The following is a 25,718-nucleotide window of genomic DNA, read 5'->3' on the forward strand; positions in this document are numbered from 1 at the left end:
TGCTGTTTTGTGGTGTAAGTTGTTGGCCTATTAGTACCGGTCAGCTTCACGAGTCGTTAGTCCTCGCTTCCACATCCGGCCTATCAACCCAGTGGTCTGGCTGGGGGCCTCTCACACACAATGGTGTATGGAAATCTCATCTTGAAGCGAGCTTCCCGCTTAGATGCTTTCAGCGGTTATCCCATCCGAACGTAGCTAATCAGCGGTGCACTTGGCAGTACAACTGACACACCAGAGGTTCGTCCGTCCCGGTCCTCTCGTACTAAGGACAGCCCTTCTCAAATTTCCTGCGCGCGCAGCGGATAGGGACCGAACTGTCTCACGACGTTCTAAACCCAGCTCGCGTACCGCTTTAATGGGCGAACAGCCCAACCCTTGGGACCTACTCCAGCCCCAGGATGCGACGAGCCGACATCGAGGTGCCAAACCATGCCGTCGATATGGACTCTTGGGCAAGATCAGCCTGTTATCCCCGAGGTACCTTTTATCCGTTGAGCGACGGCCATTCCACAATGTACCGCCGGATCACTAGTCCCGACTTTCGTCCCTGCTCGAGATGTCTCTCTCACAGTCAAGCTCCCTTGTGCACTTACACTCGACACCTGATTGCCAACCAGGCTGAGGGAACCTTTGGGCGCCTCCGTTACTTTTTAGGAGGCAACCGCCCCAGTTAAACTACCCATCAGGCACTGTCCCTGACCCGGATTACGGGCCGAAGTTAGATGTCCAAAGTGACCAGAGTGGTATTTCAACGATGACTCCACCCGAACTGGCGTCCGGGCTTCAACGTCTCCCACCTATCCTACACAAGCCACTCCGAACACCAATACCAAACTATAGTAAAGGTCTCGGGGTCTTTCCGTCCTGCTGCGCGTAACGAGCATCTTTACTCGTACTGCAATTTCGCCGAGTTTATGGTTGAGACAGCGGGGAAGTCGTTACTCCATTCGTGCAGGTCGGAACTTACCCGACAAGGAATTTCGCTACCTTAGGATGGTTATAGTTACCACCGCCGTTTACTGGGGCTTAAATTCTCAGCTTCGCCTTGCGGCTAACCGGTCCTCTTAACCTTCCAGCACCGGGCAGGAGTCAGTCCGTATACATCGTCTTGCGACTTCGCACGGACCTGTGTTTTTAGTAAACAGTCGCTTCCCCCTGGTCTCTGCGGCCCCGATCCCCTCCCGGACGCATGGTCCGTTCAAGGTTGGGGCCCCCCTTCTCCCGAAGTTACGGGGGCATTTTGCCGAGTTCCTTAACCATAATTCTCTCGATCGCCTTAGTATTCTCTACCTGATCACCTGTGTCGGTTTGGGGTACGGGCGGCTAAAACCTCGCGTCGATGCTTTTCTCGGCAGCATAGGATCACCAAATCCCCCCAAACGGGGGTCCCATCAGATCTCAGGCATTATGAGTGGCGGATTTGCCTACCACTCGCCCTACATCCTTAGACCGGGACAACCATCGCCCGGCTCGGCTACCTTCCTGCGTCACACCTGTTAATACGCTTGCCTCCCAGGATCAGGTCCTGCGCTCCACCAAAACCCTTCACCCACAAGGGGTGTCGGGCAGGTCTCGGGCAGTTAGTATCCCCTGTTCAACATGGGCGGTTTTTCGCCGGTACGGGAATATCAACCCGTTGTCCATCGACTACGCCTGTCGGCCTCGCCTTAGGTCCCGACTTACCCAGGGCAGATTAGCTTGACCCTGGAACCCTTGATCATCCGGCGGACGGGTTTCTCACCCGTCTTTCGCTACTCATGCCTGCATTCTCACTCGTGTAGGCTCCACCGCTGGTTTCCACCGCGACTTCACTGCCCACACGACGCTCCCCTACCCATCCACACTCCTGAACCACAAAGGCTTAGAACACGTGTGAATGCCACAACTTCGGCGGTGTACTTGAGCCCCGCTACATTGTCGGCGCGGAATCACTTGACCAGTGAGCTATTACGCACTCTTTTAAGGATGGCTGCTTCTAAGCCAACCTCCTGGTTGTCTGAGCAACTCCACATCCTTTCCCACTTAGCACACGCTTAGGGGCCTTAGTTGGTGGTCTGGGCTGTTTCCCTCTCGACTATGAAGCTTATCCCCCACAGTCTCACTGCTGCGCTCTCACTTACCGGCATTCGGAGTTTGGCTGACGTCAGTAACCTTGTAGGGCCCATTAGCCATCCAGTAGCTCTACCTCCAGCAAGAAACACGCAACGCTGCACCTAAATGCATTTCGGGGAGAACCAGCTATCACGAAGTTTGATTGGCCTTTCACCCCTACCCACAGCTCATCCCCTCCATTTTCAACTGAAGTGGGTTCGGTCCTCCACGACGTCTTACCGTCGCTTCAACCTGGCCATGGGTAGATCACTTCGCTTCGGGTCTAGATCACGCCACTCACACGCCCTATTCAGACTCGCTTTCGCTACGGCTGCCCCACACGGGTTAACCTCGCGACGTAACACTAACTCGCAGGCTCATTCTTCAAAAGGCACGCCGTCACAGTTACTATGCGATTACTCGCGACTGCTCCGACGGATTGTAAGCACACGGTTTCAGGTACTGTTTCACTCCCCTCCCGGGGTACTTTTCACCTTTCCCTCACGGTACTGGTCCGCTATCGGTCATTAGGGAGTATTTAGGCTTATCAGGTGGTCCTGACAGATTCGCACGGGATTTCTCGGGCCCCGTACTACTTGGGATACTCTCACAGGCGGCACAAACGCATTACGGTTACGGGACTAACACCCTCTCTGGCCGGCCTTTCAAAACCGTTCACCTATGCGCGCACATCACACCCCACCAGCCCGGCAGAACTGGTATGGAAAGTCCCACAACCCCGACCATGCAACGCCCGCCGGCTATCACACATGGAACGGTTTAGCCTGATCCGCGTTCGCTCGCCACTACTAACGGAATCACTATTGTTTTCTCTTCCTGCGGGTACTGAGATGTTTCACTTCCCCGCGTTCCCTCCACGCACCCTATGTGTTCAGGTACGGGTCACCAAGTCACTCGCGCGCTTGGCGGGGTTTCCCCATTCGGACACCCTGGGATCACAGTCCGGTTATCGACTCCCCCAGGCTTATCGCAGATTCCTACGTCCTTCTTCGGCTCCTAATGCCAAGGCATCCACCGTGTGCTCTTAAAAACTTGACCACAAAAGATCAACAACAAAAACACTCGAGAGAACCACAGAAACCGCCCACACCCCATCAACCCCCGAAAGAGTCTCAAACAATGCGGCCAGATCCAGGTTCCAATTCTTGGAAATTGCTTATCCACGAAAAACCCCAAAGGGCTCCTCATGGAAGATGCTCGCGTCCACTATGTAGTTCTCAAACAACAACCCCACACCACACACCCCACACACCAACCCCCCACAAAAAAGGAGGCCAACAGCGCATGAAACGACGTGGCAGGGAAACCAGAAACAAACAAACCCCGGGGAACCAAAACCCCCCGGCCCTGTTGCCTCAGGACCCAACAGTGTGCCAAACACGAAACCACCCAACCCCCGGCCCCGCCGTTCCAGGACACACACCCCAAGGGGGATGCATCCGTACTAGACAAGAACCAGAACCAGGCAGCCGCTATTTGTTGATATTCCACCCATGAGCACCCGCCGCAGAACTAGCGTCTGCGCAACGGGCGTACTCCTGACAACACCACACCCCGCCATACAGCAGAGAATGATAATTGTGAGGCGCTCCTTAGAAAGGAGGTGATCCAGCCGCACCTTCCGGTACGGCTACCTTGTTACGACTTAGTCCCAATCGCCAGTCCCACCTTCGACGGCTCCCTCCCACAAGGGGTTAGGCCACCGGCTTCGGGTGTTACCAACTTTCGTGACTTGACGGGCGGTGTGTACAAGGCCCGGGAACGTATTCACCGCAGCGTTGCTGATCTGCGATTACTAGCGACTCCGACTTCATGGGGTCGAGTTGCAGACCCCAATCCGAACTGAGACCGGCTTTTTGGGATTAGCTCCACCTCACAGTATCGCAACCCTTTGTACCGGCCATTGTAGCATGCGTGAAGCCCAAGACATAAGGGGCATGATGATTTGACGTCGTCCCCACCTTCCTCCGAGTTGACCCCGGCAGTCTCCTATGAGTCCCCACCATCACGTGCTGGCAACATAGAACGAGGGTTGCGCTCGTTGCGGGACTTAACCCAACATCTCACGACACGAGCTGACGACAACCATGCACCACCTGTAAACCAGCCCCAAAGGGGAAACCACATTTCTGCGGCGGTCCGGTCCATGTCAAGCCTTGGTAAGGTTCTTCGCGTTGCATCGAATTAATCCGCATGCTCCGCCGCTTGTGCGGGCCCCCGTCAATTCCTTTGAGTTTTAGCCTTGCGGCCGTACTCCCCAGGCGGGGCACTTAATGCGTTAGCTACGGCGCGGAAAACGTGGAATGTCCCCCACACCTAGTGCCCAACGTTTACGGCATGGACTACCAGGGTATCTAATCCTGTTCGCTCCCCATGCTTTCGCTCCTCAGCGTCAGTTAATGCCCAGAGACCTGCCTTCGCCATCGGTGTTCCTCCTGATATCTGCGCATTTCACCGCTACACCAGGAATTCCAGTCTCCCCTACATCACTCTAGTCTGCCCGTACCCACCGCAGATCCGGAGTTGAGCCCCGGACTTTCACGGCAGACGCGACAAACCGCCTACGAGCTCTTTACGCCCAATAATTCCGGATAACGCTTGCGCCCTACGTATTACCGCGGCTGCTGGCACGTAGTTAGCCGGCGCTTCTTCTGCAGGTACCGTCACTTTCGCTTCTTCCCTACTGAAAGAGGTTTACAACCCGAAGGCCGTCATCCCTCACGCGGCGTCGCTGCATCAGGCTTGCGCCCATTGTGCAATATTCCCCACTGCTGCCTCCCGTAGGAGTCTGGGCCGTGTCTCAGTCCCAGTGTGGCCGGTCACCCTCTCAGGCCGGCTACCCGTCGTCGCCTTGGTAAGCCATTACCTCACCAACAAGCTGATAGGCCGCGAGTCCATCCAAAACCACAAAAGCTTTCCACCAACCACCATGCGATGGAAGGTCATATCCGGTATTAGACCCAGTTTCCCAGGCTTATCCCAGAGTCAAGGGCAGGTTACTCACGTGTTACTCACCCGTTCGCCACTAATCACCGGTGCAAGCACCGGATCATCGTTCGACTTGCATGTGTTAAGCACGCCGCCAGCGTTCATCCTGAGCCAGGATCAAACTCTCCGTTGAAGTAAAACAAAAACAGACACAACCAAAACCAGTGGAAATAACACCAGCAAAGGCTGCACAAAATTTGAAACCAGCTGTAAAACCAAACCAATGCCACAGGGGCGGCACGATCCGGCAATTCAACCAATCACATTACATAATCGGTATCAACAAACTTGGCACACTATTGAGTTCTCAAACAACAGACACACCCGGCACCACCACCAGCATCACAGCCAGCGGATCGCTCCGGAGCAACTTTTCAAAGTTACCGGCTTTCAAAGAACTTTGCAAACCAGCGTTTCCGCGATCCGCGTCCCTCTCGACCGCCCCCAACCAGTTTCCGGCGCCCTGACGAGCCACCAGTTTTGGTCTTAGTTTTAGGGGGTTTGGCCGCCCGCGGTAACCAGCTCTTCGCTGTCTCCCCCGCGGCGACTCAGAAAACAATACACGCCCCCGAACCCCACCGCAACCCGACCCCACCACCCCACCAAAACCCCGCAAACACGCGCCAAAACCACCCACCACAACCCCCAAACCACCACCCGCCGTCGCAATAACTTCCTGTGGGCTGCAACACAGGCCGAACTCCGGCAGTTCCGGCTGTGGGTTAAAGCAAGAAAGGGCCGGCAACCGTAATGGTCGCCGGCCCTTTCCCAAGCAGCTGGTATCAGCTTTGCGGGATTACCAGGAAGACTTGGTGATGCCCGGGAGTTCGCCCTTGTGGGCCATGTCGCGGAAGCGGACACGGGAGATGCCGAACTTCTGGAAGGTGCCACGGGGGCGGCCATCGATGATGTCGCGGTTACGCAGACGGATCGGGGACGCGTTGCGGGGCAGCTTCTGCAGGCCCAGGCGGGCTGCTTCGCGTGCTTCGTCGGTTGCGTTTTCGTCAACCAGGGTCTTCTTCAGTTCGAGGCGCTTGGCAGCGTAACGCTCAACGATGACCTTGCGCTGCTCGTTGCGAGCAATCTTGGACTTCTTAGCCATGTTTAGCGCTCCTCTCGGAATTCGACGTGCTGGCGGATCTTGGGGTCGTACTTCTTCAGGACCAGGCGGTCCGGGTCGTTACGACGGTTCTTGCGGGTTACGTAGGTGTAACCCGTGCCCGCAGTCGACTTGAGCTTGATGATCGGACGTACGTCCTTGTCCTTTGCCATTAGAGCTTCACCCCACGAGCCAGGATTTCGGCGACGACTGCGTCGATGCCGCGTACGTCGATGGTCTTGATGCCACGAGCAGAGACCTGCAGTGTGACGTTACGGCGCAGGGACGGAACCCAGTAGCGCTTCTTCTGGATGTTCGGATCGAACCGGCGCTTGTTGCGGCGGTGCGAGTGCGAAATGCTGTGCCCAAAGCCCGGCTCGGCCCCGGTCACTTGGCAGTGTGCTGCCATGACTTCTCCTCAAGAATTGAATGTAATGATCCGCATATCTGCTGCTGGACCATGCTGCTAAGGGCGACCCAAAAATAAAGAAGGGCGAACGGTTAGTCACGCAACTTGAGCCCCTAACTACCGGCCACCCTGGAGAAAATACCGGGCAACCGGAGCAATTGCGCACGCTCCGCGCACTTAGCGCCTACCAAGTCTACGAGTTCGCGCAATTAAAGACCAATCCGGGGGAAATGGGTGTATAAGCGGGCCCGACGGCGGCACCTGCCCGTGCGCCTAAAGCCGGGTCAGCTGGGGGTACTTGGGCGAGAGGTTGTCTCCCGACGATTTGCCTGTGACGCGGCGGACCACCCACGGCCCGGCGTATTCGCGGAACCACTGGGCGTTGGCGCGCAGGGCCTCGGCACCGCGAAGTTCCGGTACCGGGGTCATGGGCGGGATGTCGATGGAGTGGTCATACTTGAGCACCTCCATCACCCGCTTGGCCATATTGGCGTGCCCCGCAGCGGACATGTGCATGCGGTCCTTCGCCCACATGCCCCAGTCGTAGTACTCGCTGAAGCGCCAGTAGTCGACCAGAAGGGCCCCATGATCACCTGCGATGCCGCGGACCAGCTCGTTGTAGATGGCTGTGCGGCCGCGCATCGTGCCGAAGACCTTGGAGCCGCGGGCGTCGAATCCGGTGAACATCAGCACTGTGGCGCCGGTGGCAGCCAGCTTACGGATGCCGTCGTCGTACTCTGCCAGCAGGTCGTCGATGTCGATGCGGGGGCGCAGGATGTCGTTTGCGCCCGCGTAGATGCTCGCCAGGGTGGGTTTGAGCTCGACGGCGGCGTCCACCTGTTCGGCAAGGATCTGCCGGAGCTTCCTGCCGCGGATGGCGAGGTTGGCGTAGCCGAATCCCGGGTCCGCAGCACCAAGCTGCTCTGCCACCCGGTCAGCCCAGCCCCGGACGCCGTTGGGACGGGTGGGATCGTCGTCGCCCACCCCTTCGGTGAAGGAGTCGCCGAGGGCCACGAACCGGGAGGTGAAATCCATAGCGGCTAGTTTGCCATCCGTTGCCGGGAGCAACCAACCGGGCGGGAGCCCCGCGGTCGGGTGACTAGTTTTCGCGGAGGATCCAGTGGTCCGCGTCCAGGCGGCCCACAACTTTTTCGCCGATCCGGGCGAGGTCCAGGACGTCCTGCTCGGTCAGGGCGTCAAGGAAGAGGTCGCGTACCGATTCCACGTGGTCCGGCGCCAGGCCGACGATGGTGGCCATCCCTTCATCGGTGAGGTGGGCGATGGTGACCCGGGCGTCGTGGGGATGCGGCCGGCGCTCCACCCATCCGCGCTTCTGCAGCTTGGTCACCACGTGGGACAGCCGGGACAGGGACGCGCTGCTCCGGGCAGCGAGTTCGCTCATGGGCAGGAACCGCTCGTCCGCCTCGGACAGCATTGCCAGAACGGTGTAGTCGAACAGCGAGAGTTTGCCGGCAGCGTGCAGTTTTGTGTCCAGGGCTGCGGGCAGCAGGGTGTTGATGCTCACCAGGGCCAGCCAGGCACGTCGTTCATCGGGGTTGAGCCACCGCGGTTCGGTCATTCCCATATTCTACGATTGATCTTTCAAGCGAAGCCCCCGGGCCCGGCTGTCCGGGCGCCGGTAGGCTATGGCGCATGTATGTTGTCTCCCTGACCTACCGGGTTCCGCAGGACATCGTCGATTTCCACAATGACGCGCACATCAGCTGGCTGCAGAAAGCATTCGACGACGGCGTCTTCATCGCCGCAGGCCGCAAGGTTCCCCGGACCGGCGGGCTGCTGCTGTCCCGGGCGGACCGCGCCACGCTGGACGCCAGCCTGGCGCAGGACCCGTTCTACACCAATGGCGTGGCCGATTTCGAAGTGGTGGAGTTCCACGCCGGCCGGGTGGCGCCGGGCTTCGAGAACCTGCTGGACACTCCTCCCCCAGCCACCAGCTAAGACGGCTGGGTCGGCTGCCGCGCGGTGCCGCCGTCGAACGACTCCGCCGCCAGCTTCTTCAGCCCGCCTTTCCTGGGGACTTTGACCGGTTGGGGCCAGCGCGGGCTCAGTTGGTCCCCCAACGTGACGCCGCGCAACTTGCGTCCGAAAAGCGGCAGGACCCAGTCGTTCACCCAGCGGCGCTGCCGCCGTTCCCATTCCCGCAGCGTGACAGGCGTTGGCGGCTCCCAGTCCATGGGTTTGATCTTGTGCGGCACGCCCAGCTGGTCCAGCACCTGCCCGGCCAGGTACTTGTGTCCGGCCTTTGACATGTGGAGCCGGTCCGAGTCCCACATCCGCCGGTCGTGGAAGGCATCCAGGCACCAGTAATCCACCAGGACCGCCCCGTACTTGGCGGCTATGTCACGGACGCGTTGGTTGTAGAAGGAATTGCGCTTCCTCAGCGGTTCGAGCAGCGCGGACACCTTGACGTCGAAGCCGGTGAACAGCACAACGGTGGCTCCGGTTCCCGCCAACTGGCGGACGAACTCCTCATAGTCAGCCATCAGCACAGCCATATCTGTCTTGAGGTCAAGGATGTCGTTGCCGCCGGCGTAGAGGGTGACCAGCGTCGGCCGCATCTGCAACGCAGGCTCCAGCTGCTCATCGATGATCTGCCGGAGCCGCTTGCTGCGGATGGCCAGGTTTGCGTACTTCCACCCCGGCTGTGCCTTGGCGAGTTTCTCCGCCACGCGGTCGGCCCAGCCCCGGACCCCGTTGGGCAGCCGCTCGTCCCGGTCCCCCACTCCCTCGGTGAATGAGTCCCCCAGGGCAACGAACACCCGCCGCCCGAAGTCAGGAAGCAAAGGTTCACGCACCACAGCGCCAACCTAGCCACCAAAAGAAAAGGAAGTACGACGCCGGGATGAACAGTAAGTGCGAGAGCGTCCGGGTTTACGCCGCCAAACGTGAGCGCGAGTCCAGGTTTTAGCAGCCAGATGTGAGCGGGCGTTTGGTGACGTGCGGATAAGCCGTGACTGGCGGCTTGCGTAGGAGCGCATCGCCGACCAGAGCTGAATGAGGCCGCCCGCGGCCGAAGGAAGCGGCGGGAGGTGTCTAAGCGACGGCAAGCCGGCAGTCACGGTGACCCAACCAGGCGGAAGGGCTTAGCCCTCGGCTTTGCCCTGCCTCCAGTACCCCATGAACGCAACCTGCTTCCGGTCGATGCCCACGTCGCGGACGAGGTACCGGCGCATGTCCTTGATGACGGCTGCTTCGCCGGCGATCCACGCGTAGAAGGGCATGGCACCGGCCGGCATGTCCGGGTTCTTGGTGGCGATGATCTCGGACGTTTCCATGCGGGACGGGGTTTCCCAGAGGATGTCCACGTCCACGTTGACGTCCTCGGGCTCGGGTCCGGCGCCGCCGTCCACTTCTTTGATCCCCACCCAGCCGGGTACGGGAACGGCTTTGCGGACTGCTTCCTGCAGCAGTTCTCCGTGCGGCCGGGACCGGCCGATCTGCGCGCCCCTGGCCAGCCAGGTGATTTCGACGTCGGCCGGTGAGGTGAGTTCCAGGAAGTCGCCCGCCTCGGGGACCTCGAGGAAGGCGTGGCCGGTCATGTACTCCGGCAGGCTTTGCAGGATGGCGGAGATGGCCGGGACAGCCGTTTCGTCGCCGGCAAGCAGGATCCGCTGGGCCAGGCCGGGCCGCCATTCGATGCCGGAGTAGATCTCGGCGGTGACGCAGTGCGCGGCGCGGTTGTTCGGGCCGATGATGGTGATGGCGTCGCCCGGCTTGGCGTTGAGGGCCCAGTTGGCAGCCGGACCGCCGTGGCCGTGGTCATCGAAATGCATCACGAAGTCGACGTCGATCTCCGGGTACACGGCGTCCAGCCGGGCCTGCCGGACCGTATAGGTGCGCATCGAACCGCGGACGGCGGGGTCCATCTCCAGCCATTCGCGGTACCACCCTGCCTCGGCCATTTCGAAGACCGGCAGCGGAATCTGCGTGCCGTCTGCGGCGAGGGACGGGATCATGAGCTTGATCCGCAGGTCCAGGGTGCCCCCGTGGACGCCGAAGTCCCGCAGCGAGTAGCCGCCGAACGTGATCCTGCGGAAGTTGGGGCTGAGTTCCTGGACGGATGAGACGGTGACCTCGAACGCCAGGGTCATCGGCTCCGTGTTCATCGGTTTGGTGTTCATCGGCTTGGTGTTCATCGGCTTGGCGGACGCAGCATCTCGGGTCTTCATGAAACAAGCTCCAGTTCGGTGGGGACGTGGTGGCGGCCGATGGGAATGATCAGGGGTGTTCCGGACACGGGGTCCGGGATGACGCGGGAGTCGAGGTTAAAGACGCTGCGGACCAGGCTTTCGGTGACCACCTCACGCGGGTTGCCCACGGCCACCACGGCGCCTGCTTTCATGGCGATGACGTTGTCCGCGTAGCGGGCAGCGAGGTTGAGGTCGTGCAGGACGATTGCCACAGTGGTGCCGCGCTTGCGGTTCAGGTCCGTCACCAGGTCCAGGACCTCCACTTGGTGGGCGAGGTCCAGGTAGGTGGTGGGTTCATCCAGCAGCAGGACGTCGGTTTCCTGGGCGAGGGCCATGGCGATCCACACCCGCTGCCGCTGCCCGCCGGAGAGTTCATCCACGTCCCGCTCGGCGAGGGCCAGCGTCTCGGTTGCTTCCAGCGCGCGCTGGACGGCGGCGTCGTCCCCCTCCCTCCAGCTGCGGAAGAAGCCCTGGTGCGGGTAGCGGCCGCGGCCCACCAGGTCGCGGACGGTGATGCCGTCCGGAGCAGTGGGGTGCTGCGGCAGGAGGCCCAGGATACGGGCCAGCTCACGGGCGGGCCGGGAGTGGATGTCCTTCCCGTCCAGCGTGACGGCACCGGATGCGGGTTTCAGGAGCCGGGACAGGCCGCGGAGCAGCGTGGACTTCCCGCAGGCATTGGCGCCGACGATCATGGTCACCTTGCCCTCGGGGATTTCGACACTCAGGCCGTCCACCACGCAGCGCTGGTCGTATTTCAGCGTCAGGTCCTTGGCATTGAGAACAGCCACGTCAGGCGTCCTTTCGGTTGGCCGTGACCAGGAGCCACAGCAGGAAGGGGGCGCCGAGCGCGCCGGTGATGACGCCGACCGGCAGGACGGTGCCGTCCAGCAGCAGCGGGGCAAGGTTGGCGGCGAAGTAGTCGGCCGCGAGGACGATGAGCGCGCCCACCAGGGCCGACGCCGGGAGGCTGGCCTTGCCGGTGAAGCGGCGGGCGATGGGCCCGGCAAGGAAGGCGACGAACGCTACCGGGCCCGCTGCCGCCGTCGCGACGGCCGCGAGGGTGACGGCGATGATCACGAGGGCGAGGCGCGACGCGTTGACGCGGACGCCCAGGCCGGCGGCGGCGTCGTCCCCGAGTTCAAGGATGCGCAGCGGCCCGGCGATGACGGCCACGGCGGGGATGAGGACCACCAGCGCGAAGAACAATACGCCGGCGCGGTCCCAGTTGGCGGAGTTCAGGGAGCCGTTGAGCCAGACCAGGGCGTCGGCGGCGGTGCGGATATCGGCGCGGGTCATCAGGAAGTTGACCACCGCGTGGAGTGCGGCCGCGATGCCCACGCCGGCCAGGACCAGCCGGTTGCCGGCAGCGCTGCCGCGGCTGGTTCCGCGCAGGGCTCCCCCGGCGGAGATTGCGTAGATGAGCCCGGCCACGGCCAGGGCACCGGCCAGGGCCGCCCCGGAGACGACCGCGCCGGACGCGCCGAAGATCACGATGGCGATGACGGCGGCGGCGCTGGCACCGTAGCTGATCCCAATGACGTCGGGGCTGGCCAGCGGATTACGGAGCATTGTCTGGAACAGCGCACCGGCGAGGCCGAACGCGAGCCCGATCATGGTGCCGATGACCGCCCGCGGAAGCTTGTTTTCCATAACGATGAAGCTGGCACCGGGAATCTTCTCGCCGCCCGTCAGGTGCGCGGCCAGGATCCTGAAGAAGTCCGGGATGGTGACGGTGTAGCTGCCGAGCAGGACGTACACCGCAAACAGGATCACGACGCCGGCAGCCAGCACGGCGGTCCGGTTCAGGGACAGGCGGCCGCGGCGTTGCTCCATCACGGGGGCGAGGGTCACAGTCCGGCCCCTTTCCCGCGGCGGATCAGCCAGACGAACACGGGAGCACCCACAAGGGCGGTCATGATGCCTGCGGGAACTTCGCCGGGGAGCAGCACAACCCGGCCGATGATGTCGGCGGCAAGCAACAGCACGGGAGCAGCCACCAGGGAGAACGGCAGGATCCACCGGTAGTCGGGTCCGGTGAGGAACCGGACGGCGTGCGGAACCACCAGGCCAACGAAGGCGATCGGCCCGGCAAGGGCGGTGGCCGTCCCGCAGAGCAGGACGATGCCCAGTGCAGTGACCGCGCGGGTCAGGCCCACGCGCTGGCCGAGTCCCCGGGCAATATCATCGCCGAGGGCAAGGCTGTTGAGGATGCGTCCGGTCAGGAGCACAATGACGGCGCCCACGGCCAGGAAAGGTATCCCGGGAATGACTACGGACCAGTCACGGCCGGCCACGCCGCCCACCTGCCAGAAGCGGAAACGGTCCAGGGTGTCCTGGCTGGAGACCAGGATGACGTTCATCAATGAGTAGAGGCCTGCGCTGAGCGCGGCACCGGCGAGTGCCAGCTTTACGGGCGTGGCACCGTCCCGGCCGAGCGATGCGATGAGGTACACCACGACGGCGGCAACCGCGGCGCCGATGAAGGCGAACCAGATGTAGCCGGAGAAGGTGGCGACCCCGAAGACGTAGATGCCGGTCACCACTGCCAGTGCGGCTCCGGCGTTAACGCCCATAATGCCGGGATCGGCGAGCGGGTTGCGGGCGACGCCCTGCATGGCCGCGCCCGCGAGGCCCAGCGCGCCGCCGGCCAGGAGGCCGAGCACGGTCCGGGGGATCCGGGCGTGGACTACTGCGTGGTCCCCGTTCGCGGGATCAAAGGAGGTCAGCGCCTCCCATACGGTGCCGAGGGGAATGCCCCGGGCGCCAATGGCCAGGGACGCCCCGGCCAGGATCGCCAGCACGACGACGGCGGCCAGCAGCCAGGCGGCCCGCTTTCCTCCAGAGGCGGGGCCGCGGGAGGGACCCTTCGGTCCTTTCACCTGCACCGCGGTGCCGGTGTCCCCTCCCCGGGAGGCCGCCGTCGTCGTACTGTGCGTCACGGAACGGTGCTTACTTCACTGCGTCCGCTGCGCTGGCCAGCTGCGGCAGGAACGTGTCCAGCGACCACGGCAGGCTCAGCGGGGAGGCGGCGGAGATGGACAGCGTCAGCGTGTTGTCCGAATCTGCAACCAGGGCACCGTTCTTGATGGCGGGGATCTGGCTCAGCAGCGGGTCGGCCTTGATGGCGTCCGCGGTGGAGGAATCCGGAACCCAGGTCACGAAAACGTCGGATTCGAGCTCATTTGCCTTCTCGGCAGACCACGGGATGAAGAACTCCTTGGAGTCCTTGGAGTTTTCCTCCACCACGGGGGCAAGCGTCATGCCGATGTCGGAGAGGAAACGGGGGCGGTTGTCGTTGGCCGTGTAGACGTTGACACCGTCACCCTTGGCCGGCTCCAGGTTGCCGTAGATAAAGCTCTTGCCTTCGATCTGCGGGTACTCGGCGACCTTCTCCTTGATGGTGGCCTCAGTGTCGGAGATTAGCTTGGTGGCTTCGGCGTCCTTGCCGAGGGCCTTGCCGATGATGGAGGTGGAGTCCTGCCAGGAGGTGCCGTAGGCCAGTTCCGGGTGGGCAACGACCGGTGCGATCTCGCTGAGCTTCTTGTAGTCCTCTTCGGTCAGGCCCGAGTAGGCGGCCAGGATGACGTCCGGGGTGAGCTTGGCGATCTCGGTGAAGTTGATGCCGTCCGCCTCGGAGTACTGGACCGGGGCCTTGTCTGAGCCGAAGCCGGCGCCGAGCTCCTCGAGGGCTGCGTCCTTCCAGGGGGTGGAGCCCTGCTCGTTGCCGCCCCACTCATTCTTGGGGACACCAACGGGAACAACACCCAGGGCAATGGCGACGTCGTCATTGACCCAGGAGACGGTGGCTACGCGGGTGGGCTGCTTCTCAATGGTGGTTTTGCCGAATGCGTGTTCGATGGTGACCGGGAACTGCGAGCTGCTGGAGCTGGAGGCGCCGGCGTCCGTGGTGGAGGACGCGGGGCCGGTGGAGCAGGCCGAGAGGGTGAGTGCCGCTGCGGCCAGAACAGCCGTCGCCTTGCCGGCTGATTTGAACAGCGTGCGGCGTGTGGCACTAAGGCCTGTGAAGAGGGGGGAAGTCACGGAACTCCTTAAGTGAACGATGCGAACTTAAGTAAGGCTAGCCTACCCTCCACTGCATTACGCAACGTTTACGTGTCTTATTCCCCATCGTGACGAAGGACACAAGGACAGGCGCGTGCCGCTGCCTTGGACAGGGCATGCCTCTTTTGGCAGGATGACACTGCTGGTTCCGCAAGTGGCCAGCCAGCCGGCAGAAGAGACGGGATACACGGAGAAATGTGCACGCGCAGGGCCTTGGGCGCCGCCGCTGCCATGGGAAGCGGGGCGGCCGCTTTGGCCTGCTCCGCGGGGAATGACTGACCCCTTTTTTCCTGACCCACCATCGGGTCCAATCTCTTACGAAAGTACAGCCATGCAATCAGTCACGCCCCAACAGATCCGGGCATCCTTCATCAATGCAAGCCGCTCCGAGGCGGCCAAACTCAACCTGCCCAAGGATTTCGACTCCCTCGACTGGGACAACCTCGAGTTCCTGGGCTGGCGGGACGGGAAGATGCCCCTCCGCGGGTACCTGGTAGTCCCCGGCCCCAAGGGCCTGACCGGCATCATGCTGCGTGCCCCCGAAGGCGGCGCCCGGAAGAACCGTTCAGTCCTCTGCGAGCTCTGCCGGGACGTCTTTTCCAAGGAGGACGTGCTCCTGTGGGTGGCCAGGCGGGCCGGCCAGTCCGGACGCGACGGCAACACCGTAGGCACCCTCATCTGCGCCGACTTCCTGTGCTGCGGAAACGTGCGCAAGGAACCGCCGGCCAACGAGATCAATCCGGACCCTGCCGCCGTCGTCCTTCGCCAGATTGAAGGCCTGAAGGACCGCACCGCCCAGTTCCTGGGTCGGGTGCAGGATCAGCGGTAGGAAAAGCTCATCAGCACTTCTTTGAGGGCCTGTCCTTCTGCGCCGGCGAACCACGCCTTCGCCGCCTCGTCGCCGGCAAAGGGGCCTCCGGTGAATACGACGCCGGCCATCAGGATGCGGTTTCCGCCGATGATGGAAGCGTCAGCAACTTCCCTGCCGTCAGGCGAGAGGGCCGCTCCTGCAGTGAGGGACAACTTGTAATGGAGTTCGCCGTAGATGTTGTCCACATAGAAAGAGGCATGGGTGTCCGCCGGGCCTGACTGCCCCTGCAACCCCGGGACCGGCTCTGAAAAGAACACGGTCCTGGTGAGGGGGCCGGCAACGGCACCGCCCACCTCGCTGTAGAAGATCCTGATCTGTTCGTTTCCGGCGGCGTCATACACGGTGGCATGTTCAACGGAGGGTGATTCCACACCCTGGCTGTGCGCCACCCGCCAGCCGGCCGGATGCGCAAAGGCCAGGCGGCCATCGGGAAAGGTATAGGTCACGGAAGCGGCGGGGGCTGGAGCGGAAGCCGACGACGGAGGCGGGGCGGCCGGCGCAGCTTCCTCTACCGGTGTGGTGGCAGGGGACGTGGTGACGCCGGGCAGGGCCGGTTGCGGGGCGGGGGCCGATTGCGACGCCGGGCCCGTGGCTGTGCCGCCGCTTCCGGGCTCGGCATTGGCCATGCAGCCGGTCAGCGACAGTGCGGCGGAGGCAGTAGCCGCGAGGAAAAAGATCACACGTCGTGCCGAGCGCATGTAAGTGCCTTCCAGTAAAAGGGATGTGGTGCGGAAGCCCGCCCTGGCGGAATGCCAGGACGGGCTTCCCTGACTGCCGGTCAGTGGTAGGAGAAGCTCATGAGCACGGACTTCAGGGCCCGGCCCTCGGCACTCCAGTACCAGGTTTGCGCCGCCTCAGGACCCTCGAACCGTGGTTCATCGAACAGCACATCTGCGGTCAGAATGCGGTCGCCGATTCTGACGAGGCCGTATTGCACCTGCCCGTCGGGCGAGACGGGCGATCCTGGCGTGAGTCCCATCCGGTAAGTAACCACGCCATCGGCGCGATCAATGAAGAACGAAGAACTGGGTGTGGGAACGGAGGCGCCGATCAGCCCTGGCACCGGATCCGTCTCAATGATGTTCCTGCTGACGTTTCCGGCCGTGGCGTCGCCGACCTGGCTGTAGTACACGGCGATCTGCTCCTTGCCGCTGGCATCCAGGACGGTCGCCGTCTCCACGGCGGGGGACGCTGACACCTGCTCGTGCTTCACGCTCCAGCCCGCCGGGTACGCAAATGACAGGCGGCCGTCTGCGAACGTGAAGGCCTCCGGCCCCTGGGGCACGGGAGAGGAGGTGGCGGCGGGAACAATGGACGGCTCCGGGCTGGGCGCGGCCGTTGAGGCGGAGGGCGCCGGGGACGCGCTCCCCGCAGGGGTGCCGGCAGCACAGCCCGCGAGGGACAGCGCCGCCGCAGCGACCGCGGCCAGGAGGAAGGATGCTCGTTGTTGTGGGTGCATCGGAATGCCTTTCAAGATGACGCCATCGTCCTCTTGGGGAACAGTGCGGAACCCCAGATTGTCCGCAGTACCTATGGGATTTACTAAGGCGAGGTGGGTTGGTAGAGCCAAGAGTGGCACATCAAAATCGCAGCCCACCAGAGCCGGAGCAATAAATCCATCAATTTGTTATATATGGTTTCGGATCAGCGGAGGACGATATCCACCGGGTTGGCTTCGGACCGCCAGGCCCCCTCCTCACCAGGCCGGGGCTTGATCACCGGGGCTGTCAGGACGCCGGACCGGTTGGTGCGCCGGTCCCGGAGGATCTCGGTCACCGAGCCCAGGTGCCGGGACAGGTCAATCACGTTTTCCGGGGCAGCCAGCAGCAGCTGGAATCCGAACTCGTGCAGCGCCTTGATGCCGGCACCGGCGAATTCCTCCGAGGCCAGGACGAAGGCCTCATCCATCATCACAGTGCCGTACGTGGTGAACCCCTGTTCGGCGATGCCCAGCTGGTAGCTCAGGGCAGCGGCCATGATGAAGGCGGTGAAGCGCTGCCGCTCACCGCCGGACATGGAGCCCGTGTCCGCATGCATGAAGACGTCGGTCTTCTTGCCGCTGTTTTTCCCGTTTGACGGGGTTCCGGCCACCTCACGGTGCTCCTTGCACTGGATGAACAGGTGTCCACGGACGTCCAGCACCTCGGCCCGCCAGCGCCGGTCCTCCGGCGCCTGCGAACCCAACCGCTTCACCAGCGTCTCCAGCGACTTGTAGCGCGCGGTGAGCTCGTCGTCGTCGTTCTTGTCCCCGCCCGCGGCATCGGGACGGGAAGGCCGGGCGTGGCGGGCCTTGAGCGCGTTCTGGATGGCGTCCTTGAACTGCTTGGCCGTGGGCGGCAGGGTCTGCTTGATGTCCAGTTCCAGGTAGCTGCCCTCGTGGAAGTTCACCTGCGACAGGATGCCGTTGAGGGGCAGGATCCGGCTGGTGATGGAGCGGCGCTCCTCGTCCAGGAGGTGCAGCAGGGTGCTGAAGGACTCGTGCGTGCGCTGGTTGAAGAACTGCCGGAACTCGGCTTCCTGCGCCGGCAGCCCGTCGCTCACAATCGCGTGGTACCGGCTTTCGAATTCACTGGCAGCACCGATGGAAGTGCCGTGGTCGGCGGAGATGGCACTCCCCCAGTCCCGTACGAAGCCCTCGAAGATACGGGTCAGCCGCTCGGCGGTGGCCTGCCCGCGGGACTCGGCCGCATGCAGCTCGCCCAGCAGCGCAGTCCGCACCCGGTTGGCCAGGTTGTCCAGTTCGTGCATTTCGGTCACGTCGCCAAAGTCGGCGAAGTACGGTTCCAGCGCGGCAACCGTGGCGTCCGACGGCGGCGACTGGGCCAGGCGTTCACGCGCGCCTTCCAGCATGGAATCGGCGGCGGTCAGCTGCCGGTCCAGTGCCTTGTACTCACTCTGCAGGACCGCGGCGGCCTCCGTGCTGGACTGGTGCTTCTGGCGTACCTCCTCGATGGTGGCGCGCAGGGGTTCAAGGTCGGCCTGGGCGGCAAGGGCGTCCTTGAGCCGCTGCTCAATGCGCGCCAGCTCATCCGCTGCCACCGCGGCAGACACCTGTTCCCACGGGCGGTCGTCCTCCGCGATGCGGCGCAGGGCGTCAAGCTGCCGGCTCATGCCCTGGTGCGAATCCTCGCGGCTTTGTGCGAGTTCGGCGGCCTTGGCCACTTCCTGCCGGAGATCCTCCACCTGGCCGGCCACGAGTTCCAGCTTGGCGGCGTTGTCGAAGCCCAGGACGTAATCCTGCCGGCTGGTGAAGCGGTCGTCCTTTTCCACGGTGTGGCGGTTTCGCTTGACTACGCCGCCCAGGCTCAGGCCCTTGTCCAGCCCGGCCAGTTCGTCGGGGTCCTCCACGCAGGGGTAGGCGAAGTCGAGGGCGATCCGTTCCCGGATCCATGCCCCTGGTTCAGCAGCCGCACCCGTGGCGAGGATGTCCAGCTTGGTGAGCAGGTCGCCGTCGCGCACGTCCTCCACGGCCAGCGCGCCGCCGGCCAGCGGCTTGGAGACATCCACTGCCCGCAAGGCGCCGCGCACCTTGTTGTCATTCAGGTACCGCGTGACGGCGGCGAAGTGCTCGCCCGGAACCAGCAGCGTGGTGGCCAGGCTGCGGAGCGCGCGTTCGGCCGCCGGCCGCCAGCGCTCCTCCCCCTCAGCCAGGTCCATCAGCTCACCGGCGAACGGCATCCGCTCTTCCGGGATGCCGGTGGCGGCAGCAATCGCGGAACGGTTTTCAATGCTCGACGGCGGCAGCAGGGACTTGCGCGTCTTCAGTGAGACGAGTTCCTGCTCAGCCGCTGCCAGTTCGCGTTTCTTCGTCGCGTGGGCGTCGAAGGCCTCGAACCGCAGCTCCTGCAGGGCCTGCGAATCGTCCTTCAGCTCGGCAGACCGTGCCGCCGCCTGCTCATGCGCCTGCTCCCAGCCCCCGGCCGTCCACTCAAGCCGCAACCCGGCGTCGGCGAGCGCCTGCTGGGCCGATTCCTCCACCTGCTGGCGGAGCTTCAACCCCACCCGGGCGTTTTCCAGCGACTGCTCGATGGCGGAAATCGCGTTGCCGCCCTGGCTGTTGTAGTCGGTCTCCAGCTGGCGCAGTTCCTTGGCCAGGCCGTCCCGGACGGCGCGCTCGGCCCCAAGCTCCTTGGCCTTCGCCTGGGCCAGCTCCTTGAACCGGACCAGCGTCTTCTCGTGGACCGTGACGGCCAGCCGCTGCCGGTACGCCTCGAACTCCTCGCCGGCAAGCTCCCGCAGCCGGTTCGCGTCCAGGAGCGACTGCGCATACTCACGGTTCAGCCCTGGAACGGGAGCCAGCTGGTCGCGCTGCTGCCGTACGTCCTCCAGCCGCTGCCGGATGGACATCAGGTTGCTGAACTCCTCCACCACGTCGTCCGCGGCGGCAAGGGTGGCGGGCGCATCCAGCACCTGGTCGCGGAAGAACGTGTTGACGCTGCCGCCCAGTCCCTTGCCCGCCTGGATGACGCGCAGGAGCGGAAGCGCCTGGTCCGAGTTGATGCCCAGCAGGCGGCGGAAGCGCTCGGCGAAAGCCTTGTGCACGTCGAAAACCTGGGCGTGCGGGAACGTCGACTCAAGCACAGCCTTGGTGAACCGCTTGTCGGCGATGCCCTCCACGGCCTCCAGGTCCAGGGGCGTGCTGTCGATCAGGTAGAACCGGCCCACGCTGGATTCCGTGCCGTTCTTCGGCAGGTCGAACAGCGCCGAGACCGTCACCCTGGTGCCGGCCGCGTTGTCGAACGTCAGCGCGACGGCGGACCAGGTGGCACCCGGGCGCTGGAACGCACTCGCCGATCCCTCGCCCACGGCCTTGTCACCCACCTTGCCGCGCATGTAGGTGAAGGTGGTCCGCTTGTCCTCCACGGCCCCGCCCGAACGCTGCGCCGCCGCTTCGTTGGACCGCGGCCGGGCATCGAACACCCGGAGCATGGCATCGAACAGCGTCGACTTGCCCACGCCGGAGTTGCCGGTGAGCAGCGTGCCGTCCCGGTCCACGTGCATGGTGTGCGCCCCGTGGAAGGTTCCCCAGTTGACCACCTGCACCAGCGCAAGCCGCATCTGGCCCGGGTTGGTCACCTCGCCCATCGGAAGCATGCTGGCGATACTCACTGTGCTGACTCCGCTTCGTCTTCCTCGGTTTCGACGGGCTCAACCACCGGATCGGCGTCGAGGTCGAGGAGGGGTTCTGTTCCTGACTGGTCTGCTGATGCTGCCACCAGGGCTTCGATGTGGGCCGGGATGTCGCCGATGTTTTCGAACGGGAGGGCCAGGGGCAGGGCGTTGGAGATGGTGTAGACATCATCCAGGCCCGTGGGAAGCAGGAGCTGGCGGGCCAGGAGCTTGGTGACGGCGCGGGTGACGACGTCAGAGTCGCGCAGGGCGTCCTGCTGGCCGGCGGGCTGGTAGTGGGCCACCAGGTCGGCGATCTCCTCGCGGGTGATGGTGGGATCCGTCTGGGCCGTGACGTGTCGGTCCAGCAGCAGGCGCAGCCGGAGCAGCACGATGGTCTCCACCCGGCTGAGTGCGCGTTGTTGCCGCAGGATGCTGGAGCGGGCGCCGCCGCCGATCACCTCCGGATCCACCGGGCGCAGGACCGCGATCTTGCGCTCATGGTCCAGCTGCATGGCCAGGAACAGCTCGGAAAGCCTGCTCCGCAGGATCACCTGGTTGTCCAGCAGCACCGTCCACAGCTTCTCGTCCCGGCCGCCGTCGATGTACGGGCCCTTCAGGAGCTTCACCAGCGCCTGCCGCACCTTCATGGACAGCACGCCGGTGTCCCCGGGGAACAGGGCAGCACCGTCAACGAACGTGTCGCGCGGAGTGACTGCTCCGGTGATTGAGCCAGTCGAAATCGGGGCTTCCCTGGTTTCGACGGGCTCAACCACCGGCGTCGTGATTTCTTCAGTCATTTGAATCCTTTGCGAGCGTGACCATGGGCAGGTAGGCCCTGCGCGTGGTGCCGTCTATCTGTTCGAAATCCAGGCCATCCCAGGCCCCGCGGTTGAAGTCGGCCCCGGCGTGCAGGGCTTCCGACAGGAGGGCACGGATGCTGTTGATGTGCTGCTCCTCGGGCGGCAGGTTCTGCCACGCCTCCGCGAGGGTTTCGGCACCTGCCATTGCCAAGCGGATGGCCTGGGGTTTGGCCTTGCCCGTCCGCACGGAGCGCACCCTGTCCGAGTCGCTGAAGGCGATGGGGTCCGCGAGTTTTGGCGGGGCGGCGAACTCGTCGGGGTCGAAGAGTTTCACCATGGAGAGGGACTCGAAGCCCGCGTTGTAGAGCACGGGTCCCGGCACCAGCCCCGGGCGGTCGCGCTCATAAGGCAGGGCGCGGATGGCCTGCTCGGCCTCGCGCAGGACCTGGCGGAGGCGGAGGGATTGGCGGAAGTCGTCGCTCTGGATGTAAGTGTTGAGGCTTTCGCTGAGCTTGCCGTAGATGCGCTGGATCTGGCTGTGCTGCTGGCGCAGTTCAGCCACCAGGTTCTTCAGGGTTTCGCGGTCCTCGGCGGAAAGCTCGTCCGCGAACTGCCGGCTCAGCACCTCGCCGATGGCGGAGCGGAACCGCAGTTGCTGCTGGGGATCCTCAAGGAAGGCCGTGAACGAGCGGAAGGTCCTGCCCTCCGGGCTCTGGCGGAGCCGCTTGTCCGCCTCCAGCACCTGGGCCATGGTGGCGCCCTTGGTCAGGGATTCCTCGATGATCTGGTTGCGCAGCTCACCCACCAGCTCCTCGATCCGGTCACGCATCTTCTTGTAGTCCGCCGGCAGGCTCGCGGCGAGGTCAAGGATGTTGCCGGCGGCCTCCACCGCTTCGTCATCGTCCAGCAGCCCGTCGAACTCGCCGCTGCTGATGTCCTGGATCAGCTGCTGGCGTTCCTCGATCTCCTCTTCCAGGGATTCGAGGCGCTCGCTCTGGTCCGGGTTTGTCTCGTTGGCGAGCTTTTCCACGTCCCCCAGGAGGGTGCCCAGGCGGGAGCCGTTGAGGGTTGAGCGTTCGCTGGACAGGCTGTCCAGGAAGGCGAGGACGCGGGCGGCAGGCTCGGTCACCTCGTACACGATCTGGCCTGACTGGTTCCGTCGGGTCAGGAACTGGCGGCGCGTCCACTCATCGCCGAAGGATTTGCCGTTGGCTCCGCCGCCCAGCCCGGGATCCTGCCGGCGCAGCTCTTCAAGGAAGGAGTCGACGTCGGCGTGGAACTCCTCAAGCGGAGCCTGCGGACGGGTGCGGGTGAAGGATGCCTGCAGCACCGCGATCACCCAGGGCGCCGAGCGCGTCAGGGCCCAGGCGGGCCCTTTGGTGAGGAGTTCGAGGTCCCGGAGCCGGGCGCTGATGGCGTCAGCTGATGACCTGGCGGAGCGGGGCACACACTCTCCTTGGGCTGTTTACGGGGCGGGGGCGGCGGCTTGGAACGGAAAACTGCCAGCTACAAGGTTAACCCAGCAGCCGCGACCGCTCCGTGACCTACTGCGCCGTAGGATTTCGATCCCATATCAACAGCTGTTTCCGGACGCCGGGGCTCTGGCCCCCCGCGAAGAAGTACCCCTACGCTTCTGCTACTGATCTTCGCCACCGCAACGCCGCAGCAGGGGGATTCATGCAGTTCGACCTAAGCACACTGGAAACCGGCACTCTTGTCTTTATCGGAACGCTGGTCTTTGCGCTCATCCTGGCAGCCTTCGTCCTTGCCGCAGGGCTGGCAGCGCTGGTGCTGCTGGGCGTGGGCAAGCTGGCATGGGTGGTGGTTGTGAACTCGCTCCTGGCGGTGGTCCATGGCATCAACGCGGGCTGGGACCGGCTGGTGCACCACGCCTCCACAGTGGACGTTGCCGGCGAACTCCAGGCCCAGTCCACCCCTAGCACCGGAACCTACCCGCGGGTAATATTGAGAGACAGCTAAAGGGTTCTCCAACCCGGCGGATCCATGGCTTCACCGGCCATTCCGGCCAAGGAGATAACCCATGACCTCCGCCACTGAGTCCCCGTCCGCAGACGCCCCTGCCGAGGAAACTCCCGTACCGGCCGGCCATATCGGAGCCGGCGCCACGTCAGCGGACGCCCGGGCCGTCGCAGAGGCCGCCCGGCAGACAGACTGGGACCGCCCCAGCTTCGCCAAGGGCCTGTATTTGGGCAGCTTCGACCTCAGCCTGGTCCATCCGTGGCCCACCCCGGACCCCCGGGATGTGGAGCGGGGCGAAGCGTTCATGGCCCGCCTCACTGAATATGCGCGGACCATGGACGGCCGCATTATTGAGCGCGAGGCGAAGATCCCGGACGAATACATCCGGGGCCTGGCCGATCTCGGCGTCTTCGGCATGAAGATCCCGGAGGAGTACGGCGGGCTGGGATTGTCCCTGGTCTACTACGGACGCGCACTCGCCCTGCTGGGCAGCGTGCATCCCAGCCTCGGCGCCCTGCTCTCGGCGCACCAGTCGATCGGCGTTCCCGAACCGGTCAAGGTGTTCGGCAGCCCGGAGCAGAAACGGGAGTACCTGCCGCGCTGCGCGGCCGGAGCCATCACCGCGTTCCTCCTCACCGAACCGGATGTGGGCAGCGACCCCGCCCGGATGGGCAGCACCGCGACGCCAACGGACGACGGCGAGGCGTACCTCCTGGACGGCGTGAAGCTTTGGACTACCAACGGGGTGATCGCCGAGCTGGTGGTGGTGATGGCGGTAGTTCCGGCCTACACGGCCGCCGACGGAACCAGGCACAAGGGCGGGATCAGCGCCTTCGTGGTGGACATGGACTCGCCCGGCATCACGGTGGAAAACCGGAACGCCTTCATGGGCCTGCGCGGGATCGAAAACGGGGTCACCCGGTTCCACCAGGTCCGCGTACCCGCGGCCAACCGGCTGGGACGCGAAGGCCAGGGCCTGAAGATCGCGCTGACCACCCTTAATACAGGGCGGCTCTCCATCCCCGCGCTCTGTGTGGCGTCGGGGCGCTGGAGCCTGAAGATCGCCCGCGAATGGTCCAACGCCCGCACCCAGTGGGGCCGGCCGGTGGGTGAACATGAGGCCGTGGGCAAGAAGATCGCCTTCATCGCCGCCTCCGCGTTCGCTTTGGATGCCGTCTTTGAACTCTCCGCCGAGCTCGCCGACGCCGGCCAGAAGGACGTGCGGATCGAAGCCGCGCTGGCCAAGCTGTGGGCAACCGAGATCAGTTGCCGGATCGCCGACGAACTGGTCCAGGTCCGCGGCGGGCGCGGCTTCGAGACGGCGGAATCACTGGCGGCACGCGGTGAACGGGCAGTGCCGGCGGAGCAGCAGCTGCGGGACCTGCGCATCAACAGGATCTTCGAAGGATCTTCCGAGATCATGCGCCTGCTGATCGCACGGGAAGCGGTGGATGCGCACCTGGCCGCAGCGGGTGACCTCGCGTCCCTGGACGCGAGCCTGTCGGACAAAGCGAAGGCCGCCGTCGGCGCGTCAGGCTTCTACGCCAAGTGGCTGCCCAAGCTCGTGGCCGGGGCCGGCATGGACCCGCGGTCCTACGGGGAGTTCGGAAGGCTGGCCAAACAGTTGCGCTTCGTGGAGCGCTCGTCCCGCCGCCTGGCCCGGCAGACCTTTTACGGCATGGGCCGCTGGCAGGCCAAAATGGAGCGGAAACAGGCCTTCCTCGGCCGCGTGGTGGATATCGGTGCCGAGCTGTTCGCCATTACTGCCTGCTGCGTCCGCGCCGAGATGCTCCTGCACACTGCCCCGGAACGGGCCGCGAGCGCCTATGAGCTCGCCGAAGCGTACTGCGAGCAGGCGCGGGTGCGCGTGGAGGAATACTTCGACCAGCTGTGGCGTAACACGGACGACGCCGACCGGGGACTCACGCGCAAGGTCCTCGCCGGTGACTACACATGGCTGGAGGAAGGCGTCCTGGACCAGTCCGAAGGGACCGGTCCGTGGATCGCCGACGCCTCTCCAGGCCCCTCCAAGAAGGACAATCTGCACCGCCGGTACCGGTAAAACCGCAGGTCA

Annotated in this window: 20 protein-coding genes and 2 rRNA genes; 4 read left to right on the forward strand and 18 right to left on the reverse strand. The window is 64.0% G+C overall.

Translation table 11 applies throughout. From position 1 onward, the window contains the following. Positions 1–9: 9 nt before the first annotated feature. The 7 genes from ACJJV6_RS06880 to ACJJV6_RS06910 form a co-directional block, all read right to left on the reverse strand. A 23S ribosomal RNA gene (locus ACJJV6_RS06880) occupies positions 10–3,150 on the reverse strand. Positions 3,151–3,708: 558 nt separating this feature from the next. Next, a 16S ribosomal RNA gene (locus tag ACJJV6_RS06885) occupies positions 3,709–5,233 on the reverse strand. Together the 16S and 23S rRNA genes form the textbook arrangement of a ribosomal RNA operon. Positions 5,234–5,896: 663 nt before the next feature. Continuing rightward, entirely contained in the window at positions 5,897–6,202 is a 306-nt protein-coding gene (rpsN, locus tag ACJJV6_RS06890; RefSeq protein WP_009358853.1) for a 30S ribosomal protein S14, read from the reverse strand. 2 nt (positions 6,203–6,204) lie between these two features. Then, positions 6,205–6,372, reverse strand: a complete 168-nt coding sequence (gene rpmG / locus ACJJV6_RS06895) for a 50S ribosomal protein L33 (RefSeq protein ID WP_003798558.1) — start codon at positions 6,370–6,372, stop codon at positions 6,205–6,207. Beyond that, positions 6,372–6,608 carry a 50S ribosomal protein L28 gene (gene rpmB / locus ACJJV6_RS06900; RefSeq protein ID WP_009358852.1) on the reverse strand — a complete coding sequence of 79 codons (237 nt, stop codon included), beginning with the start codon at positions 6,606–6,608 and terminating at the stop codon, positions 6,372–6,374. The genes rpmG and rpmB overlap by 1 nt, the downstream gene beginning before the upstream one ends. 273 nt (positions 6,609–6,881) lie before the next feature. Further along, positions 6,882–7,643, reverse strand: a complete 762-nt coding sequence (locus ACJJV6_RS06905) for an SGNH/GDSL hydrolase family protein (protein WP_009358851.1) — start codon at positions 7,641–7,643, stop codon at positions 6,882–6,884. Between the two features lie 64 nt (positions 7,644–7,707). Beyond that, positions 7,708–8,187 carry a MarR family winged helix-turn-helix transcriptional regulator gene (locus ACJJV6_RS06910; protein WP_009358850.1) on the reverse strand — a complete coding sequence of 160 codons (480 nt, stop codon included), beginning with the start codon at positions 8,185–8,187 and terminating at the stop codon, positions 7,708–7,710. 74 nt (positions 8,188–8,261) lie between these two features. Here ACJJV6_RS06910 and ACJJV6_RS06915 point away from each other — a divergent pair, with 74 nt between their 5' ends. Then, positions 8,262–8,567 carry a YciI family protein gene (locus ACJJV6_RS06915; protein WP_009358849.1) on the forward strand — a complete coding sequence of 102 codons (306 nt, stop codon included), beginning with the start codon at positions 8,262–8,264 and terminating at the stop codon, positions 8,565–8,567. Here the strand turns inward: ACJJV6_RS06915 and ACJJV6_RS06920 are convergent. The 6 genes from ACJJV6_RS06920 to ACJJV6_RS06945 all read right to left on the reverse strand — a co-directional run bounded on the left by ACJJV6_RS06920 (position 8,564) and on the right by ACJJV6_RS06945 (position 14,860). Then, positions 8,564–9,427, reverse strand: a complete 864-nt coding sequence (locus ACJJV6_RS06920; protein WP_009358848.1) for an SGNH/GDSL hydrolase family protein — start codon at positions 9,425–9,427, stop codon at positions 8,564–8,566. The genes ACJJV6_RS06915 and ACJJV6_RS06920 overlap by 4 nt on opposite strands. Positions 9,428–9,712: 285 nt before the next feature. Then, positions 9,713–10,750, reverse strand: coding sequence for a siderophore-interacting protein (locus tag ACJJV6_RS06925; RefSeq protein ID WP_407710477.1), 1,038 nt, complete (start codon positions 10,748–10,750; stop codon positions 9,713–9,715). A gap of 44 nt (positions 10,751–10,794) precedes the next feature. After that, positions 10,795–11,607, reverse strand: a complete 813-nt coding sequence (locus ACJJV6_RS06930) for an ABC transporter ATP-binding protein (protein WP_009358846.1) — start codon at positions 11,605–11,607, stop codon at positions 10,795–10,797. A 1-nt stretch (position 11,608) separates the two neighbouring features. After that, positions 11,609–12,652, reverse strand: a complete 1,044-nt coding sequence (locus ACJJV6_RS06935) for an iron chelate uptake ABC transporter family permease subunit (RefSeq protein WP_035753391.1) — start codon at positions 12,650–12,652, stop codon at positions 11,609–11,611. A 14-nt stretch (positions 12,653–12,666) separates the two neighbouring features. Next, complete coding sequence (locus ACJJV6_RS06940) at positions 12,667–13,704, reverse strand: iron ABC transporter permease (RefSeq protein ID WP_235046970.1); 1,038 nt, start codon at positions 13,702–13,704, stop codon at positions 12,667–12,669. Between the two features lie 64 nt (positions 13,705–13,768). Further along, entirely contained in the window at positions 13,769–14,860 is a 1,092-nt protein-coding gene (locus ACJJV6_RS06945; protein WP_009358843.1) for an iron-siderophore ABC transporter substrate-binding protein, read from the reverse strand. Positions 14,861–15,212: 352 nt separating this feature from the next. On the opposite strand from ACJJV6_RS06945, the gene ACJJV6_RS06950 reads away from it, so the two are divergent. Next, on the forward strand, positions 15,213–15,710 hold the full coding sequence (locus tag ACJJV6_RS06950; protein ID WP_009358842.1) for an FBP domain-containing protein: 498 nt from the start codon (positions 15,213–15,215) through the stop codon (positions 15,708–15,710). Here ACJJV6_RS06950 and ACJJV6_RS06955 read toward each other — a convergent pair. From ACJJV6_RS06955 to ACJJV6_RS06975, 5 genes are all read right to left on the reverse strand, one after another. Then, entirely contained in the window at positions 15,701–16,450 is a 750-nt protein-coding gene (locus ACJJV6_RS06955) for a hypothetical protein (RefSeq protein ID WP_035753383.1), read from the reverse strand. The genes ACJJV6_RS06950 and ACJJV6_RS06955 overlap by 10 nt on opposite strands. An 80-nt stretch (positions 16,451–16,530) precedes the next feature. Further along, positions 16,531–17,211 carry a hypothetical protein gene (locus ACJJV6_RS06960; RefSeq protein WP_354176224.1) on the reverse strand — a complete coding sequence of 227 codons (681 nt, stop codon included), beginning with the start codon at positions 17,209–17,211 and terminating at the stop codon, positions 16,531–16,533. A gap of 185 nt (positions 17,212–17,396) precedes the next feature. Then, positions 17,397–20,861, reverse strand: coding sequence for an ATP-binding protein (locus ACJJV6_RS06965; RefSeq protein WP_009358840.1), 3,465 nt, complete (start codon positions 20,859–20,861; stop codon positions 17,397–17,399). Continuing rightward, positions 20,858–21,661: a DUF4194 domain-containing protein gene (locus tag ACJJV6_RS06970; protein ID WP_009358839.1), complete on the reverse strand. Its 804-nt coding sequence runs from the start codon at positions 21,659–21,661 to the stop codon at positions 20,858–20,860. The genes ACJJV6_RS06965 and ACJJV6_RS06970 overlap by 4 nt, the downstream gene beginning before the upstream one ends. Next, positions 21,654–23,111, reverse strand: coding sequence for a DUF3375 family protein (locus ACJJV6_RS06975; RefSeq protein WP_407710227.1), 1,458 nt, complete (start codon positions 23,109–23,111; stop codon positions 21,654–21,656). Before ACJJV6_RS06975 ends, ACJJV6_RS06970 begins: the two co-directional genes overlap by 8 nt. Before the next feature lie 230 nt (positions 23,112–23,341). On the opposite strand from ACJJV6_RS06975, the gene ACJJV6_RS06980 reads away from it, so the two are divergent. Together ACJJV6_RS06980 and ACJJV6_RS06985 are read left to right on the forward strand one after the other, a co-directional pair. After that, the gene (locus tag ACJJV6_RS06980; protein WP_009358837.1) at positions 23,342–23,644 is read left to right on the forward strand and encodes a hypothetical protein; all 303 of its coding nucleotides are present in this window, start codon (positions 23,342–23,344) and stop codon (positions 23,642–23,644) included. 61 nt (positions 23,645–23,705) lie between these two features. Further along, the gene (locus ACJJV6_RS06985; RefSeq protein WP_407710228.1) at positions 23,706–25,706 is read left to right on the forward strand and encodes an acyl-CoA dehydrogenase family protein; all 2,001 of its coding nucleotides are present in this window, start codon (positions 23,706–23,708) and stop codon (positions 25,704–25,706) included. The last annotated feature ends 12 nt before the right edge of the window (positions 25,707–25,718 follow it).

The sequence above is a fragment of the Arthrobacter nitrophenolicus genome, from assembly GCF_045833485.1.
GTDB classification, from domain to species: domain Bacteria; phylum Actinomycetota; class Actinomycetes; order Actinomycetales; family Micrococcaceae; genus Arthrobacter; species Arthrobacter nitrophenolicus.

Bases quoted from the DNA above. Each gene is read 5' to 3' on its own strand.
- rpsN (WP_009358853.1), bottom strand. From the start codon at position 6,202: ATGGCTAAGAAGTCCAAGATTGCTCGCAACGAGCAGCGCAAGGTCATC.
- rpmG (WP_003798558.1), bottom strand. From the start codon at position 6,372: ATGGCAAAGGACAAGGACGTACGTCCGATCATCAAGCTCAAGTCGACT.
- rpmB (WP_009358852.1), bottom strand. From the start codon at position 6,608: ATGGCAGCACACTGCCAAGTGACCGGGGCCGAGCCGGGCTTTGGGCAC.
- ACJJV6_RS06905 (WP_009358851.1), bottom strand. From the start codon at position 7,643: ATGGATTTCACCTCCCGGTTCGTGGCCCTCGGCGACTCCTTCACCGAA.
- ACJJV6_RS06910 (WP_009358850.1), bottom strand. From the start codon at position 8,187: ATGACCGAACCGCGGTGGCTCAACCCCGATGAACGACGTGCCTGGCTG.
- ACJJV6_RS06915 (WP_009358849.1), top strand. From the start codon at position 8,262: ATGTATGTTGTCTCCCTGACCTACCGGGTTCCGCAGGACATCGTCGAT.
- ACJJV6_RS06925 (WP_407710477.1), bottom strand. From the start codon at position 10,750: ATGAACACCAAACCGATGAACACGGAGCCGATGACCCTGGCGTTCGAG.
- ACJJV6_RS06935 (WP_035753391.1), bottom strand. From the start codon at position 12,652: ATGGAGCAACGCCGCGGCCGCCTGTCCCTGAACCGGACCGCCGTGCTG.
- ACJJV6_RS06950 (WP_009358842.1), top strand. From the start codon at position 15,213: ATGCAATCAGTCACGCCCCAACAGATCCGGGCATCCTTCATCAATGCA.
- ACJJV6_RS06955 (WP_035753383.1), bottom strand. From the start codon at position 16,450: ATGCGCTCGGCACGACGTGTGATCTTTTTCCTCGCGGCTACTGCCTCC.
- ACJJV6_RS06960 (WP_354176224.1), bottom strand. From the start codon at position 17,211: ATGCACCCACAACAACGAGCATCCTTCCTCCTGGCCGCGGTCGCTGCG.
- ACJJV6_RS06970 (WP_009358839.1), bottom strand. From the start codon at position 21,661: ATGACTGAAGAAATCACGACGCCGGTGGTTGAGCCCGTCGAAACCAGG.
- ACJJV6_RS06980 (WP_009358837.1), top strand. From the start codon at position 23,342: ATGCAGTTCGACCTAAGCACACTGGAAACCGGCACTCTTGTCTTTATC.
- ACJJV6_RS06985 (WP_407710228.1), top strand. From the start codon at position 23,706: ATGACCTCCGCCACTGAGTCCCCGTCCGCAGACGCCCCTGCCGAGGAA.